Origin of the sequence: Paenarthrobacter aromaticivorans (assembly GCF_019038615.1) — a bacterium.
Classification (GTDB): Bacteria; Actinomycetota; Actinomycetes; order Actinomycetales; family Micrococcaceae; genus Arthrobacter; species Arthrobacter aromaticivorans.
On the sequence record NZ_JAHOPC010000001.1, the window covers coordinates 344,168 to 359,416 of the forward strand.

Consider the following 15,249-nt stretch of genomic DNA (forward strand, 5'->3'; position numbering starts at 1 on the left):
GAGACTTTCGATCGGCGGCAGGTCCGGGGCTTGGAGCCAGGTCATCCGCCTTTGCTCGACGGGCAACCCACCAAGGCTATCTGCTCAACCGGGCCACCCCAAGGATGGCTCATCATGTCTCTCAAAATCTCATTAAGAAAGAGAAGAACCGAGCTGGAACATGATGGGGGACAAATTCCAGCTCGGCCCTTTCAAAGACGTAATCGTCGGGGTACGCCAAAGGGTTACGCGAGGTACGAACTTTTTTTGAATCATTTCCTGTGGGACCAGTTCGGGCCCGCCGTCAGGCCATGGCCATCAAACCATTGACAGATACAAAACGTTTTGCATACAGTGATCCAAGGCACATACAAAACGTTTTGCAAAGGTGAGTCAATGACGACCAAGGTCAACATCAAGGACGTAGCGAAGGCAGCTGGAGTTTCCGTCACCACGGTTTCCCATGCCCTGAGCGAGACGCACCGCTCCCGTGTCAACGCTGAAACGGTGGCCCATGTGCAGTCCGTGGCAGATGGGCTGGGCTATGCGCCCAATCGACTGGCCAGCGGGTTGCGGAACCAGCGGTCCCAGATCCTGGGACTGGTGAGCGACGAGATCGTCACCACCCCCTTCGCAGGGGCGATGCTTCAAGGGGCTCAGGATGCGGCCTCGGAGCTCGGCTATCTGCTCATGGTAGTCAACTCCGGTCTGGACAATGAATTGGAAAGGCGCGAAATCCGGGCACTCAAGCAGCACCAAGTGGATGGCATCATCTACGCCCGGATGTACAACCACTCCGTCTCGATCCCTGAAGAACTCCGGGGAAGTCCCATCATCCTGCTCGATGCCACCTGCGATGATCCGTCGGTGTCCTCCGTAGTCCCTGACGAAGTCGGCGCCGGTGTAGCAGGCGCGGAGTTGCTGATTGCCGCCGGCCACCGCCGCATCGGCATGATCAACAACCACGACGATATCCCGGCCGCCCACGGGCGCTTGGAGGGGTTCCTCGCGGCGCTGAGCCGCCACGGTTTGTCCTGCCACCCTGATCATTACGTTGCCACGTCGCCCAGTACCGAGGATGCCAGAAACGGCGCCTTGAAGGTGCTGTCGCTCCCTGAGCGGCCCACCGCACTGTTCTGTTTCCGTGACCAGATGGCCATGGGCGCCTACCAAGCCGCCGCTCATCTTGGCCTCAGTGTTCCCAAGGACGTCTCAATAGTGGGCGTTGATAACTTGGACATCGTCGCGGACGGACTCTGGCCAGGCCTGTCAACCATCGCGCTCCCCCATTACGAGATGGGGCGGTGGGCCGTCCGAAAGCTCCTCGAAGAAGTGGAGAACTCCCAGGCGCCCCGTCTGCAGGAAAGGATCTCCTGCCCACCGGTTATCAGGGCCTCTGTTGCCCATCCCGGGCACTGAATCCAGCTTTCGGTCTCTCCCCTTCCCCAAACTTCAACCCAGCCCATAACCCCGTGGGTCCATGGGCTATCCCCTCATGGAAAGAAATTCTATGAAAACCTCAAAGGAAATACCGTGAGCCGCACCATCACAGCTCGCAGGAAATCGACTCCCAAGCCCACCGCAGCCAATCCACGAAAACCAGTCGCGGCACGTTTGAAAAGGGTTCTCCGGGCTTGGCAGTTATACGTGCTATTGACGCCTGCTTTGGTCTACATTCTGATCTTCAAATACTGGCCCATGTATGGGGTCCAGATTGCCTTCCGGAACTACAACCCTGTGGACGGTTTCACCGGCAGTCCTTGGGTGGGCCTTCAGCACTTCGTCCGGTTTGTGAACTCCTACCAATTCGGCCAGGTCCTTGGCAACACGCTCTGGATCGCCGTCCTTGGCTTGCTGGTGGCTTTTCCGATTCCGATCATTCTGGCGCTGCTCGTCAACCAGCTCCAGAGTGAACGGTTCAAGAAATTCACCCAAACTGTCCTGTACTCCCCTGCTTTCATCTCCACCGTGGTGGTGGTGGGCATCATGTTTGTCCTGCTTTCACCCAGATCGGGCTTGGTCAACAACGCGATCCAACTCGCCGGTGGGGAGCCCGTGTTCTTCATGGGCTCAGCAGAGTGGTTCCGGCCTATCTATGTCATTTCGGACGTGTGGCAGAACGCCGGTTTCGCCATGATCGTGTATCTGGCTGCCTTGGCCGGTATCGACCCGGCCCTGCACGACGCTGCCAAAGTGGACGGCGCCAACAAACTCCAGCGCGTCCGGCACATTGACCTGCCGGGGATCATGCCCGTTATCACGGTCCTGTTCATCCTGGCGATCGGCAACCTGCTCAACGTTGGTTTCGAAAAGGCCCTGCTCATGCAAACAAACCTGAACTTGTCCACATCGGAAATTATCCAGACGTACGTCTACCATGCTGGCCTGCAGCAAGCCCAGTTCAGCTACTCGGCAGCCATCGGGCTGTTCAATTCCATCCTCAACCTTGCACTCCTCCTGACCTTCAACTGGGTGGCGCGCAAGGCCAACCAAGCAACCCTCTGGTGATCCGGCTATGACTATAAAAACCGCCTCCGAACCCCAACGCACGCTGCCCGCCTCGCAGACCGTCGCCAAACGCACCTTCTCACTGCGTGACAAATGGGCCGACTCCGCGTTCAACATCATTGCCATCACCGTTCTCCTGCTCTCGATCGCGGCAGTGGTCTACCCTCTGTACTTCATCGTGATTGCTTCGGTCAGCGATCCGAATGCCGTCTACGAAGGAAAAGTCTGGCTGTTTCCCTCGGGCGTTACGCTGGAGGGCTACCAACGCATCTTCGCTGACAGCCGCATCTGGAATGGCCTTGGCAACACTGTGATCTACACCGTGCTTGGCACGGCAGTCAGCGTGACCACCATCCTGTTCGGTGCCTACGCCCTTTCCCGCAAAGACATGCCCGGACGGAAGCTGCTCATGCTTCTGTTCGTCATCACCATGTTTTTCGACGGAGGCCTCATCACCAAGTACCTGGTAGTCCGGGACCTGGGCATGCTGAACACGATCTGGGCCGTCGTGCTGCCGGGCGCGGTCGGAGTCTGGAACCTGATTATCGCGCGGTCATTCTTCGAGCACACCATCCCGAACGAGCTTAGGGAAGCAGCCCAAATGGACGGGGCCAACGACTTCAAGTTCTTCTTCAAAATGGTCCTGCCCCTGTCCAAGCCCTTGATCATGCTGATGATCATGGTCCATGTCGTGGCGCACTGGAATTCCTTCTTCGATGCCCTGATCTTCCTCAACGACGACTCCAAATACCCTCTGCAGCTGGTGCTGCGGAACATCCTCATCCAATCGGATGTCTCCTCTACCGGCACCACCGGTGGCGACATCGAGTCCTACGCCGCAGCACAGCGGATCGCCGAACTCACCAAGTACGCCATGATCGTCGTCTCCAGCCTCCCGCTCATGATCGCCCTTCCCTTCATGCAGAAGCACTTCACCAAAGGCACCCTGATTGGTGCCGTCAAGTAGCACCGGCTATTCCCAACCCCAACCTAGAAAAGGAAAGACCATGGCACACCGCCGCAAACTCGCCGTCCTCGGCGCCCTGATGGCCGGAACGTTGACGTTCACTGCCTGCTCGGGCAACAGCCGGGACAGCACCCCAGACATCAAGGACGCCTCCGCAGATTTCGGATTCCAGGAAACCGGTCTTCCGATCGTGAAAGACAAACTCACGCTGACCTTCTCGGGTACCAAATCCGCCCTGGCCCCCGACTACAACACAATGTCCCTGGTGCAGCAATGGGAAAAGGACACCAACGTCCATGTTCAATGGGAGAACCTGCCCGAAGCAGTCTTCAAGGAAAAGAAGAACCTGATCCTCGCCAGCGGGGACCTGCCCGACGCCTTCTTCAACTCCGGTCTGACCGATTCCGAAATCGCCACTTACTCGGCAAGCGGCACACTCATACCGCTTGAAGGACTCATCGAGAAGAACGCACCCAATCTCTCCAAGCTCCTCGCAGACCGGCCCGACATCAAAGCCGCGATCACCTCTTCCGACGGCCATATCTACTCCCTGCCCTCCATCGAGGAACTCGGACTGGTGCAATTCCCCAACGAGATCGCGATCAACACCTCATGGCTGGCCAAACTGGGCATCCCGATGCCCAAGACCATCGACGAATTCCACGACGCCCTCCTCGCGTTCAAGACACGCGATGCTTCCGGGACGGGGAAGACCATCCCGCTCAGCTTCATGCCCGGTTCCTGGTGCGGAGACATTGTTGACCTGATCGCCGCCCTCGGTGAGGTTCCGGACAACATGGACCACCGCATCGTCCAGGACGGCAAGGTCATCTACACCGCCACGCAGGAAGGCTACAAGAAAGCCATCCAGACGCTGCACGAGTGGTACCAGGAAGGACTGATCGACCCCGAGTCGTTCTCCCAGGACGACAAGGCATACCTGGCCAAGGGCAAAGCCAGTACTGAAAACCTCGGATCCTTCGTCTGGTGGGAAGTCAAGGAAATGGTTGGCGCGGACCGTGCCGGCAATTACTCACTCGTTCCCGTGCTCGAAGGTGTCAACGGCAAGCACCTCGCCAGCCAATCCAACAACCAGGAGATCGCCCGCGGCGCGTTCGCAATCACCCGGGCCAACAAGTATCCGGCAGCCACAATGCGCTGGGCCGACCATCTCTACGACCCCGTACAGTCTGCCCAGGCCAACTGGGGCCCCATCGGAGAGACACTGCAGAAGGACGCCGCCACCGGCCTGCTGACCCAGATCCCCGCACCGGCAGGCACCAGCGAAGGTGAACGCCGCCAAAAAGTCGCCCCCGGCGGACCGAAGGCCAACACGGCAGAGAACTTCAAGAACGTGGTGGCCCCGGAGCCCCGGGCAGCCGAACGGCAAAAGACCGTTGAGGACAACTACAAACCCTACGCTGCCAACGACGGCTACCCGCCCGTGGCCTTGTCCAACGAGGAACTGCAGCAGATCAGCACCGTAGAGGCCGACGCCGCCTCGCTGGTGAAACAAAACACCGCCAAATGGATCGTCTCCGGCGGCATCGAGACCGAATGGGACGGCTACGTCTCCCAGCTGAAGAACATCGGACTCGACAAAATGATCGAGGTCTACCAGCAGGCCTACGACCGCTATAAGAGCAACTCCTAACCCTCCACGGCCGGGCAGGACAGGCCTGCCCGGCCGCTGGTTGACTTCTTCCGCAGCATAAGAAAAGAGACCTTCATCCATGACCGCCGTATCCGCCCCGACACGTGAAGCCTTCCGACCGGCAATGCACTACGCCAGCAAAGACACGTGGCTGAACGATCCCAACGGGCTGATCTTCCACGACGGCACCTATCACCTCTACTACCAGAACAACCCCTTCGGGAATGTCTGGGGAAACATGTCATGGGGCCACGCCACCTCAACCGATCTTCTCGACTGGACCGAGCAGCCAGTGGCCATTGCCTGCGACGAGGTCGAGGACATTTTCTCCGGAAGCATCGTCCACGACGCCGGGAACACGAGCGGATTCGGCACCGAATACACGTCCCCGCTCGTAGCGGTTTACACCAGCGCCTACAAAGGCTCCTCCCAGCACGCCGGCATCCAGGCACAGTCCCTCGCATTCAGCACCGATGGCGGCTACACGTGGACCAAACATGACGGAAACCCCGTGCTGAACCGCAACTCACCCGAATTCCGTGACCCCAAAGTGTTCCGCTACAACAGCCCGAATGAAGCCTACTGGGTCATGGTCGCCGTCGAAGCTCAGGACCACACCGTGGTCCTGTACCGTTCCCATGACCTGAAGACCTGGGACTACCTGAGCAGTTTCGGACCGGCCAACGCGACCGGTGGCGTGTGGGAATGCCCTGACCTGTTCCCGCTGCCCTTGGACGGCAACGAGGACCAACTCAAATGGGTCCTCACGGTCAACCTCAACCCCGGCGGCCCCAACAGCGGTTCCTCGGGACAGTACTTCGTTGGCCACTTCGACGGCGTGACCTTCACTTCCGAAACCACCGTCACAGACGGGATGCAGGACCCCTTGCGACTTTCCGAGTACCAATGGCTGGACTGGGGCAGGGACTACTATGCAGCCGTGTCATTCAATGACGCGCCCGACGGACGCCGGCTCATGATCGCCTGGATGAACAATTGGCAATACAGCAGCGCCATCCCCACCTCGCCCTGGCGTAGCCCGATGTCCCTGGTCCGCGAAGTCTCCCTTGTGACCGTCAACGGACAACCGCGCCTCAGTCAAGTGGCCGTGTGGGAGAAGGAAGGGTCTCCAACCAGCACCGTTGCCTATGAAGAGCTCGACGTCGACGGCATCCTCCCCCTTGATGGCGGCGCTGCAGTGCAACTCATCGACGTGAGGTTTGTCCCTGGCTCCGCCGAGGAATTTGGGCTCATCGTCCGAGGCAACGGCGCCAAGGGAACAAGAATAGGGATCAGGCCCGGCGATGGTCTTATCCATGTGGACAGAACCGCCTCCGGCAACACCGCCTTCCACGAGTCCTTTGCATCAATGGACACCGCTCCCTTGCAGTCCGAAGACGGAACCTATTCACTGCGCATCTTCGTTGACCACTGCTCAGTGGAAGTGTTCGCCCAAGACGGCCAAGTCACCCTCACCGAGCTGATCTTTCCGGCCCCCGACAGTGTGAGTGTATCGGCGTACGCCACAGGGGGTTCAGCGACAGTTCCTTCGTTAGAGCTCACGTCGTTGGCCTGACAGCGGGCATTGCGGAGTTCTGTAGCTGACGCGCCGGCAGGAGTAGGCTGAAAAAACCAACCCTGAGTTCCAAAGGAGAGATGATGACGCTTCCTCCGACTCACGAACCTGAGCCGTTCCCGCCGGAACCGGGACCGGTCCAGCCACCACCGGATCCCACTACCCCGTTCCCGCCCAGCCCTATTCCGAGTCCAAATCCGACGCCCGGGCCGCTCCCGGTTCCGGATCCTGGTCCCGTTCCACCACATCCAGACCCCACACATCAGCCGGATCAGCCGCCAAGTTAGGCTGGTTTTGGATTAACGAGTACGACGGCGGCCGTCACCTACCAAGGTGAAGGTCGCCGTCGTCGCCGGTTCCGCTCCGCTAGCCGACCGCTCTCTTGATCAGCTCGACGATCCTTAATTCAAGCTCCGGGGTGAGCTCAGTCAGGGCATACGATGTTGGCCACATGCTGCCGTCATCGAGCATCGCGCTCTCTTCGAAGCCGAGAGTGGCATACCTGCTCTTGAACTTGTCTGCGCTCTTGAAGAAGACGATGTTCTTTCCGTCTTTGGCATACGCCGGCATTCCGTACCAGGTCTTCGGGGAAAGCTCCGGCGCGTGCTCCCGGATCAGCGCGTGGAGTCGCTGCGCAATGGCCTTGTCTGCCGGCGGCATCTCGGCGATCTTTTCCAGGACATCGCTCTCGCCGTCGGCTTTGGAAGCCTTCTTGGTCTTTTTGAGTTCTTGCGCACGCTCCTTCATCGCGGCGCGTTCGTCCTCGCTGAATCCGTCGTAGGACTTGGTAGTTCCGGTCTCCGTCATGGCAGGCCCCTCTCGCTGCTGGAAATCGTTCGGATATTTCAACGATAGGTCCGCGCCAAGCACCGGGCTTCTTCAAAACTGCTCGACTTCTTCAAGACTGCTCAGACGTATCCAAGCAGCTCAAGGGAGCACGACGTTTTCGATCGGATGGACGGGCAAATCCCTTGATCTTTTCCTGAGCGAGTGTTGATGGACTGCAGGAGTGGTTCTTGATCCGGGCCCGGCACAGTGTTTCTTGTCAGCCACTCAGGGCCGGCAAACCAAACGGCCGACCCGGTAGCGGTGGCCTCCCGAAAGGACACTGATTCCCATGGCCATCAGCCTCAAGACCACCTCCGGCAAAGTCCTCGCTTCCGTCGCACTGCTCGGCACCGCAGCCGCCGTGGCCGGCATGGGAACCTACGGCGCGTTCACGTCCTCCACCTCGGCCAGCCAGCAAGTCACCGCCGGCACCGTCACCATCGCCCTGGGCACCGGAGCGAACAACACCCTCAACGTCCCCATCGCGGGCCTGCTGCCCGGAGACAAGGTCGAAAAGCTCGTCACCCTGGCCAACACCGGCAACTCGGATTTGAACAACGTCACCCTCACCACCTCCGCCGGGGCCACCGCCTCCCTGCTCACCACCGACGTAAGCAACGGCCTGCAGCTGACCATCGAGAACTGCTCGGTCGCCTGGACCGGCGCCGCAGCCCCCTACACCTGCTCCGGCACCAAGACCACGGTCATGGCCGCCGCCCCGGTCATCACCGCGAACAAGGTCCTGAACAACCTCACCGCCCTGGCCCCGGCCAAAACCGACTACCTCAAGGTCACCACCGCGTTCCCCACCACCGCGAACGACACCTTCCAAGGCGCCACCAGCACCATCGGCTTCGCCTTCACCGGCACCCAACGCACCGAAACCACCAAGTAACACCAGTCCAAGAATCAACAAACAGAGCCCCGCCGGGCCTGGTCGGTTTCCTTCCCCCCAGCCCGACCAGTCCCGGCGGACTATTTCCCATAGAGACTCCAACGGCCCCGACACGCTTATGCAGACGGCGTATCGGGGCCGTTGGCCCTTGTTAAGGAGGCTTGTTTAGTTGAGGCGGCTTATAAAAGGGGTAACCGCTAGGAGAAACGTCCTGGCCGGAATGTTGCCAGCATAGGGTGCTTCTTGCCTGTCAGGATCTCTCCGGACAACAGCTCGCCTGCAATGAGTCCCAACGTGGCGCCCGAGTGCGTGAAGGCTACAAAGCACCCGGGCACTTGGCCCAGTTCACCGAAGACGGGCTCACCATCGCCGGGGATGGGCTTGTAGCCGATCTTCCAGGACGCAGGCTTGAGTTCCGGGTTGCCGGCAATCAGCTTGGAGGATTCGTCCGCAAGTTCCTGGACAACCTCGTCCGGGATGCTGAAGGAGCCGTCGGCGTGTTCGGTGATCCGGTCTTCATACCAGTCGTGGTCCAGGGCGAAAGTGTTCCCCGGGTTGGGACGAACGGCCGCACGTGGCGTATTCATCACTGCCTTCACCTGGTGCTCCACGGGTTTGGTGACCACCAGCATGGAGACCGGGGAACCATTGGGGATTTCCACACCGAGCGGCTTCACGACGGCGGGCGTCGCCGCACCGCAAGCGACGAGCACGGCATCGGCTGAATAGGTCTCCCCTGAAGCAGTCTCGACGCCGCTGGCCCGGCCACCGTCGAGCGTCACCTGGACTTTACCCGCGTTGAGGATGAGCTGGCCACCGAGGGCGTGGAACTCCTCCATCAGGAAGTTGACCAGGTCCGGCAGGCTGACCCAACCCTCACCAGGGTTGAAGATGGCGTTCTCGGGAACAGCGCTGGCGTCGATGCCGGGCGTCACCGATGCGATCTCTTCAGGGGCGAGAAGTTTGGAGTCGTACCCAATCGACTGTTCGTAAGCGTGGCGGGCCTCCGTCACCTCACGCTGGCCGGCCGCGTTCCACATGAGGCCTCCGCCGAACTGCAGCCACTCGCGGGTGGGATCGGCGGCGAACAGTGTCCGGTACCGATCCACGCCGGCCAGGCGCAGCTGGTGGTAAGGGGTGGACCTTTCGCCGGCTGAGTTGAGCCAGGACAGTGAACGGCCCGTGGCCTCGCTTGCCAGGCCCTGCTCGGTAAGGAGCGTCACGGAAGCTCCCCCGCGGAGCAGGTGAACGGCGGTGGAAACGCCCAGGATGCCGCCCCCGATGACGGCGACGTGCTTGGTGGAGGACATAGTTCTCCCTTTCTTTCGTGCTTGTGGATGTTTGGGACGCTCTTGCGCTTACGCGAAGGCGTGGATGTTTTCGATGATTTTGAGCGTTTCCAGAGCCTCGGCCGGGGCGACGGGGAGCCGCCCTTGGCCACGGAGGCAGGCTGCCAGTTCTGCGTAGAACTGCGGGTAGGCGCCCTTTTCTGCAGGTAGGGGTGTGGCTGAACCGTCAACTCCCAGAAGCCCCCAAGACTCCTGGGGGTCGTTGCCATAAGAAGCGTCCGACGGCGTGACACCGGCTGCGAGTGCAGGTTCCTGGCTGTCGAGTCCCCATTTGGTGTAGCCCGCTTTTGATCCGAGGACGTGGAACCGCGGGCCAACCTGGGCCGCCATGCCGTTCATCCACAGCCGGGACCGCACCCCTGACTCGTGGAGTAGGGACACGAAGGCCTCAGTGTCCGCCGCGCCGGGATGGGGGCCATGGTTTGCGGTTTCGCCGTAGCTTTCCTCCACAGGTCCGAACAGCTGGATGGCTTGGTCGATCAAGTGGGCGCCCAGGTCGTGCAGGATGCCACCGCCTTCGGCAAGTGTTGACGTATCGCGCCAGTTCCCGAAGCCTTCGGGCCGCCACCATTCAAACCGTGACTCAAAAGTCCGTACTTCGCCCAGCGCCCCTTCCTGCAGCAGTTTGCGCAACGTCAGGAAGTCGGCGTCCCACCGGCGGTTCTGGAAGACCGTTAGCTGCACACCGGCGTCGGACGCGCGCACGGCCAGTTCCTCACCGTGGGCGACGCTGGTGACGAAAGGCTTGTCCACCACAACGTTCAGGCCGCAGGCGATCGCAGTGGCACCGAGTTCGAGGTGCGTGAGCGGTGGCGTTCCCAACACCACGAGATCGAGGCTGCCAGCCAGGGCGAACATCTGCTCCGGGGTGGGCACGATGCGTGCTTGCGGGTAGAGCCGCGCGGCCTCTGCTGCACGTTCCGGGTCCGCCGTCACGATGACGTCCAGCGAATAGTTCGGATCTGCTGCGATCAGTGGGGCATGGAAGACCTTGCCTGAGACGCCAAACCCGACGACGGCGGTCCGGATCGGTGCGGCTGTTGACTCTCCCATCACAGGACTTCCGAAAGGAAGCGCTGCAGGCGTTCGCTGCGCGGGTTGTCGAAGAGTTCGGCCGGGGTGCCGACCTCCACCACTTCGCCCTCGTCCATGAAGACCACTTGATCGGCAACCTTGCGGGCAAAGCCCATCTCGTGCGTGACCACCAGCATGGTCATGCCGCGGCGGCCGAGGCCAGCCATGAGGTTCAAAACACCTTTGACGAGTTCCGGATCCAGCGCGCTGGTGGCTTCGTCGAAGAGCATGACTTCGGGTTCCATGGCGAGTGCACGGGCGATGGCTACGCGTTGCTGCTGACCGCCGGAGAGGTCGCGTGGCCGGTGGTCGGCGCGTTCGGCGAGGCCCACTTCCGCGAGCCGGCGCTGGGCTCGTTCCCGTGCCTCCTTCTTGGACATTCCCTTGACGCTCCAGAGTGCGAGGGCCACGTTCTCGAGGGCTGTGTGGTCCGGGAAGAGGTTGAAGTGCTGAAACACCATGCCGATGCGGGCGCGGAGGATGTCCGGCTTGACCTTGAGGGCGCTTTCGCCGGCCAGAAGCACGTCCCCGCTCTTGGGTTCGTGCAGACGGTTGACGCCGCGCAAGAGGGTGGACTTGCCGGAACCGGATGGACCGATGATGCACGTGGTGGTTCCCGGGGCAACAGTGAGGCTCACGTTGCGGAGGACCTCGACGTCGCCATAAGCCATGGTTAGGTTCCGCAGTTCCAGGCTGGAGCCGTGGAACGTCTGGACGTCGGCGGCGGGGTTGTTTGAGGCTGCCTTGTCCTTGGCGGTTGACTTGTCTGCCGACATGTTGGTGCTGGTGCTGCTGCTGGCAGTATTGCTGCTGCTTGTGAGGTTCACGTGTTGCTCCCGGTGATGAGCGGCGATGCCGCGTCGAGTTCCTTGACTTCCTTCAGCCCGCTGGTTGGGGCTGCGGGACGGCGGCGCCCGGTGCGGAACTTGTTGTCGAAGTAGTTGACCAGGTGGGTCAGGGGCACAGTGATCACCAGGTAGAAGATGCCTGCCATGACCAGCGGTGAGAGGTTGCCTGAGAGCACTGCAGCGTCCTGGCCCACACGGAACAGTTCACGTTCGCTGACCAAAAGCCCCAGGAAGTAGACCAAGGAAGAGTCTTTGACGATTGCAATGAACTGGTTCACCAGGGCGGGCAGCACCCGGCGTACGCCTTGCGGCACCACTACCAGTGCCATGGACTTTGAGTAGCTCATGCCCAGGGCGCGGCATGCCTCGCCTTGGCCTTTGTCCACGCTCTGAATACCGGCACGGAAGATTTCTCCGATGTAGGCGCTGGCGATCAGGCTCAGCGCGATGATTCCCAACGGGTAGGGCGATGGTCCAAACACTGACTGGCTGAACCGCGCAAAGCCCTGGCCGATCAGGAGGATGGTGAGGATTGCGGGCAGGCCACGGAAGAGGTCTGTGTAGATCCTCGCCGGGATACGCAGCCACTTGGACCGCGAGATCCCCATGACGGCCACCACCATGCCCATCACTACGCCGAGGATGGTTGCTGCGATGGAGATGATCAGGGTGTTGAGGAGTCCAACTCCCAGGAGTTGGGGCAGTACTTCGATCATCGAATCGACATCGAAGAACGTGCGGCTGATGGTATTGAGCCAATCCATTGAGTGCTCTCAGACGTTTGTTGGTTTTTCGGGATGGCCGGGCGGGCTGCGGGTGTGGCGCGCCCGGCCATGTTGTTGAGTTGGCTGTCGCGCTACTTGGCAGCCGTTGGCGACGGGCTGGAGGTCTGCTCGGCCTTGGGCAGGTACTGCTCAGGCATCGGCGAGCCCGGGAACCACTTCTGGTAGAGCTTCTTCCATGTGCCGTCTTCCATGGCCGCGGCAAGGCCCTTGTTCAAGGCTTCCTTGAAGGCGGGCTTGTTCTTGGCAATGGCAAAGCCTGCCGGGGCGTCGAAGGACGGGATGTCAGCTGCACTGACCAGTCCGAACTGCTCCTGGTACGCCTTGGCTGCCTCGTAGTCCAGGAAGTGGGCGTCCACTGCGCCGCTGTTGACGGCGGAGATTGCGGTGTTGTTGTCCGGGAAGCGGACCAGCTGGGCGGAGGTAAAGTTCTTGACCGCGTAGGCTTCCTGGAGCGTGCCCTGGACGACGCCCAGGCGCTTGCCGGACAGGCCGTTGACGTCCTTGATGCCTGATGTCTTGGTGGTGATGACAGTCAGGTATCCAGCCAGGTAGCCGTCGGAGAAGTCAACGGTTTCCTTGCGCTTGTCCGTGATGCCAATGGCTGCGACGCCGACGTCGAACTGTCCATTGGCTACGGCAGCGAGCAGGCCGGAGAAGTCCTGTCCGGTGAAGACAACCTTGTCCACGCCGGCACGGTGGGCTACGTCCTTGAAGAGTTCAACATCGAAGCCCGTGAAGTTACCCGAGCCGTCCGTGAAGGTATACGGCTTGGCATCGCCGAGGCTTGCGACCCGGATGGTTCCGGGTTCGATCAGGCCATAGGGGTTCTCGGCCGAGCTCGAGGTCCCGGCGGAGGATCCGCCGCAGCCGGAGAGGGCGAGGATAGCCGCCAGCGCTGCTGCTGCGAGCGCTGCCGGGCGGAAGTTCAGTTTGATCACAGCGTTGTCCAATCGTGGGAGGGCCAGCGGTGCTGTCTGGGCCGCTTTTGGGGTCTAACTCGATGCGGGGTCTTGTTGAGTCCGGTCTCAGCCCCTAGGATTGAGACCGGACTCACATCGATTGATGAAAAATGTAGCGGAAGTCACAAGCCGCGTCAACACCACTTCGGAAAGGTGAACATGAGCAGTGAAGGATCCCGACGGCGGGACGTAACGGTTGCCGACGTCGCCAAAGCCGCGCAGGTCTCCAAGGCCCAAGCCGCCCGCGCGTTAGGCAACTATGGTGCTGTCAGCGAGGACGTCCGGGAGCGGGTTCTCGCCGCTGCCGAAGGGCTTGGCTACCGCCCCAACGAGCTTGCGCGAAGCATGAACACCGGCAAATCCAACACCATTGGCGTGGTGGTGGGCGATATCGAAAACCCGCACTTCGGCCTTGCTACGAGGGGCATCACCGACACCGCAAAGAAGAGCGGCTACAACGTCATCCTGATCAACACCGATGAAGAACGGGCCGCCGAGGTGGACGCCGTGCAGGTGCTCTTGGACAAGCGCGTTGACGGGCTGATCGTGGCTCCGGCCTCATCCGTGGAAACCGCACACCTGAAGGAAGTCCGCGACTCTGGCCGGCCCCTGGTCCTGCTGGACCGCGCCGCCGAGGGACTCGATGTCGAGACCTTTGCCGTGGACATGGGCACCATCTCCTACGAGTCCACCAAGTACCTCATCGAAGCAGGTCATCGACGCATCGCCTTCGTCTCAACCGTTCGGACAGACGGGCCTTACGTCGCGGGGATGTCGCTGGATTCCTCGCAAATCTCGGACCGTCTTGAGGGAATCCGCCGTGCGTTCGAAGAGGAAGGCCTCAGCCAGCCGATGGACCTGGTCCGGCTCAATGCCGGCGACGCCGATTCCATCATGCGAATCACCCGTGACCTGCTGAAGGGACCGGACGCTGCCACGGCCATCATTGCCTCCGACGGCCTCATTGCCTTGAGCGTTGTGGAGGCTATCCAGGAATCAGGCCTCTCCATCCCCTCGGATGTTTCCCTGATCATGTACGACGATTTCGCCTGGACCCGGCTCACCACTCCCCCACTAACCGTCATCGCGCAGCCCGTCTACGACATGGGAATGGCTGCCGCTACCGCGTTGATCCGGCAGATTGAGGGCAGGAAATCTTCCTCACCCGCTGGACCGCCGTTGGAGGCACGACTCGTGCGGCGCGGCTCAGTCGGTTCGCCGAAGGACGTCGGCGTGCTCAGCCAGGCTGGCAGCTAGCCACTGCCAAAAACCCTTGCGCGGCTGCAGAAGACGACCACACTGGAAGCATCAGGTGAGGAAGCGGAGCGCGCATCGAATCTGCAGAGAGCGTTGTCCTAGCCCGGAAACCACGACGTCGGCAGCCATTCCCGCGGGGCTGTCCGCCGCCGTCGTGAATCCTGGCTTAACTGCCAACCTAGCCAACTTCCGATTGCAGGTTCTGCTCGACCACAGCCAAGGTGCGGGCGAGTTCTTCCGTAGGACTGAACTCCACCAGGATGGTCCCCGGATCAAGCTCATCAGTGTGCCCTGGCGGCGTGTAGTACGCCTCGCCGGCTTCTACGATCTCGTCGCCATCAGGCAGGTGCATAGTGAGTCGGCCCTTAACAACGTAACCCCAGTGGTGGCTTTGGCACCGGTCATCCGGCAGACCCTTATAGAACGGCGTGAAGTCGCCTCCCTCTTCGAACCTTTCGAAGGCGATGGTGTATCCGTCCGCCTCCCGATATCGGCCCTCATAGCCGGTCATGCGCTCAACGCGGGCGCTTTCGTCATCAATCGATAACTTTGCCATTGCCTTGCTCCTTC

At 61.0% G+C, this 15,249-nt stretch carries 14 protein-coding genes; 7 read left to right on the forward strand and 7 right to left on the reverse strand.

Going from position 1 to position 15,249, the window contains the following annotated elements:
• Positions 1 to 375 precede the first annotated feature (375 nt).
• The 5 genes from KSW38_RS01630 (at position 376) to KSW38_RS01650 (ending at position 6,684) form a co-directional block, all read left to right on the forward strand.
• Positions 376 to 1,398 (forward strand): LacI family DNA-binding transcriptional regulator, encoded by a 1,023-nt coding sequence (locus KSW38_RS01630; protein ID WP_216922024.1) that lies wholly within the window; start codon positions 376 to 378, stop codon positions 1,396 to 1,398.
• 114 nt (positions 1,399 to 1,512) lie between these two features.
• A complete protein-coding gene (locus tag KSW38_RS01635; RefSeq protein ID WP_308169269.1) occupies positions 1,513 to 2,487 on the forward strand; it encodes an ABC transporter permease in 975 nt (324 codons plus the stop codon).
• Positions 2,488 to 2,494: 7 nt separating this feature from the next.
• Positions 2,495 to 3,454: a carbohydrate ABC transporter permease gene (locus tag KSW38_RS01640; RefSeq protein WP_216922026.1), complete on the forward strand. Its 960-nt coding sequence runs from the start codon at positions 2,495 to 2,497 to the stop codon at positions 3,452 to 3,454.
• A gap of 40 nt (positions 3,455 to 3,494) precedes the next feature.
• Positions 3,495 to 5,108 (forward strand): ABC transporter substrate-binding protein, encoded by a 1,614-nt coding sequence (locus tag KSW38_RS01645; RefSeq protein ID WP_216922029.1) that lies wholly within the window; start codon positions 3,495 to 3,497, stop codon positions 5,106 to 5,108.
• Between the two features lie 79 nt (positions 5,109 to 5,187).
• The gene (locus KSW38_RS01650) at positions 5,188 to 6,684 is read left to right on the forward strand and encodes a glycoside hydrolase family 32 protein (protein WP_216922032.1); all 1,497 of its coding nucleotides are present in this window, start codon (positions 5,188 to 5,190) and stop codon (positions 6,682 to 6,684) included.
• 366 nt (positions 6,685 to 7,050) lie between these two features.
• Here the strand turns inward: KSW38_RS01650 and KSW38_RS01655 are convergent, their stop codons facing one another.
• Positions 7,051 to 7,491 (reverse strand): iron chaperone, encoded by a 441-nt coding sequence (locus tag KSW38_RS01655; protein WP_216922035.1) that lies wholly within the window; start codon positions 7,489 to 7,491, stop codon positions 7,051 to 7,053.
• Between the two features lie 310 nt (positions 7,492 to 7,801).
• Between KSW38_RS01655 and KSW38_RS01660 the strand changes: the two genes are divergently transcribed.
• Positions 7,802 to 8,407 (forward strand): TasA family protein, encoded by a 606-nt coding sequence (locus KSW38_RS01660; protein ID WP_216922037.1) that lies wholly within the window; start codon positions 7,802 to 7,804, stop codon positions 8,405 to 8,407.
• 197 nt (positions 8,408 to 8,604) lie between these two features.
• Here the strand turns inward: KSW38_RS01660 and KSW38_RS01665 are convergent, their stop codons facing one another.
• From KSW38_RS01665 to KSW38_RS01685, 5 genes are all read right to left on the reverse strand, one after another.
• A complete protein-coding gene (locus KSW38_RS01665) occupies positions 8,605 to 9,717 on the reverse strand; it encodes an NAD(P)/FAD-dependent oxidoreductase (protein ID WP_216922040.1) in 1,113 nt (370 codons plus the stop codon).
• A 48-nt stretch (positions 9,718 to 9,765) separates the two neighbouring features.
• A complete protein-coding gene (locus KSW38_RS01670; RefSeq protein ID WP_216922043.1) occupies positions 9,766 to 10,809 on the reverse strand; it encodes a Gfo/Idh/MocA family protein in 1,044 nt (347 codons plus the stop codon).
• Positions 10,809 to 11,657: an amino acid ABC transporter ATP-binding protein gene (locus tag KSW38_RS01675; protein WP_308169270.1), complete on the reverse strand. Its 849-nt coding sequence runs from the start codon at positions 11,655 to 11,657 to the stop codon at positions 10,809 to 10,811. The genes KSW38_RS01670 and KSW38_RS01675 overlap by 1 nt, the downstream gene beginning before the upstream one ends.
• Positions 11,654 to 12,442: an amino acid ABC transporter permease gene (locus KSW38_RS01680; protein ID WP_216922046.1), complete on the reverse strand. Its 789-nt coding sequence runs from the start codon at positions 12,440 to 12,442 to the stop codon at positions 11,654 to 11,656. The genes KSW38_RS01675 and KSW38_RS01680 overlap by 4 nt, the downstream gene beginning before the upstream one ends.
• A 92-nt stretch (positions 12,443 to 12,534) precedes the next feature.
• Positions 12,535 to 13,401, reverse strand: a complete 867-nt coding sequence (locus KSW38_RS01685) for an ABC transporter substrate-binding protein (RefSeq protein WP_216922049.1) — start codon at positions 13,399 to 13,401, stop codon at positions 12,535 to 12,537.
• 180 nt (positions 13,402 to 13,581) lie between these two features.
• Here KSW38_RS01685 and KSW38_RS01690 point away from each other — a divergent pair, with 180 nt between their 5' ends.
• The gene (locus KSW38_RS01690) at positions 13,582 to 14,679 is read left to right on the forward strand and encodes a LacI family DNA-binding transcriptional regulator (protein ID WP_216922052.1); all 1,098 of its coding nucleotides are present in this window, start codon (positions 13,582 to 13,584) and stop codon (positions 14,677 to 14,679) included.
• A 178-nt stretch (positions 14,680 to 14,857) separates the two neighbouring features.
• Here the strand turns inward: KSW38_RS01690 and KSW38_RS01695 are convergent, their stop codons facing one another.
• Positions 14,858 to 15,235, reverse strand: coding sequence for a cupin domain-containing protein (locus tag KSW38_RS01695; RefSeq protein WP_216922055.1), 378 nt, complete (start codon positions 15,233 to 15,235; stop codon positions 14,858 to 14,860).
• Positions 15,236 to 15,249 lie beyond the last annotated feature (14 nt).

Bases quoted from the DNA above. Each gene is read 5' to 3' on its own strand.
- KSW38_RS01655 (WP_216922035.1), bottom strand. From the start codon at position 7,491: ATGACGGAGACCGGAACTACCAAGTCCTACGACGGATTCAGCGAGGAC.
- KSW38_RS01665 (WP_216922040.1), bottom strand. From the start codon at position 9,717: ATGTCCTCCACCAAGCACGTCGCCGTCATCGGGGGCGGCATCCTGGGC.
- KSW38_RS01670 (WP_216922043.1), bottom strand. From the start codon at position 10,809: ATGGGAGAGTCAACAGCCGCACCGATCCGGACCGCCGTCGTCGGGTTT.
- KSW38_RS01660 (WP_216922037.1), top strand. From the start codon at position 7,802: ATGGCCATCAGCCTCAAGACCACCTCCGGCAAAGTCCTCGCTTCCGTC.
- KSW38_RS01650 (WP_216922032.1), top strand. From the start codon at position 5,188: ATGACCGCCGTATCCGCCCCGACACGTGAAGCCTTCCGACCGGCAATG.
- KSW38_RS01630 (WP_216922024.1), top strand. From the start codon at position 376: ATGACGACCAAGGTCAACATCAAGGACGTAGCGAAGGCAGCTGGAGTT.
- KSW38_RS01690 (WP_216922052.1), top strand. From the start codon at position 13,582: ATGAGCAGTGAAGGATCCCGACGGCGGGACGTAACGGTTGCCGACGTC.
- KSW38_RS01695 (WP_216922055.1), bottom strand. From the start codon at position 15,235: ATGGCAAAGTTATCGATTGATGACGAAAGCGCCCGCGTTGAGCGCATG.
- KSW38_RS01645 (WP_216922029.1), top strand. From the start codon at position 3,495: ATGGCACACCGCCGCAAACTCGCCGTCCTCGGCGCCCTGATGGCCGGA.
- KSW38_RS01640 (WP_216922026.1), top strand. From the start codon at position 2,495: ATGACTATAAAAACCGCCTCCGAACCCCAACGCACGCTGCCCGCCTCG.
- KSW38_RS01680 (WP_216922046.1), bottom strand. From the start codon at position 12,442: ATGGATTGGCTCAATACCATCAGCCGCACGTTCTTCGATGTCGATTCG.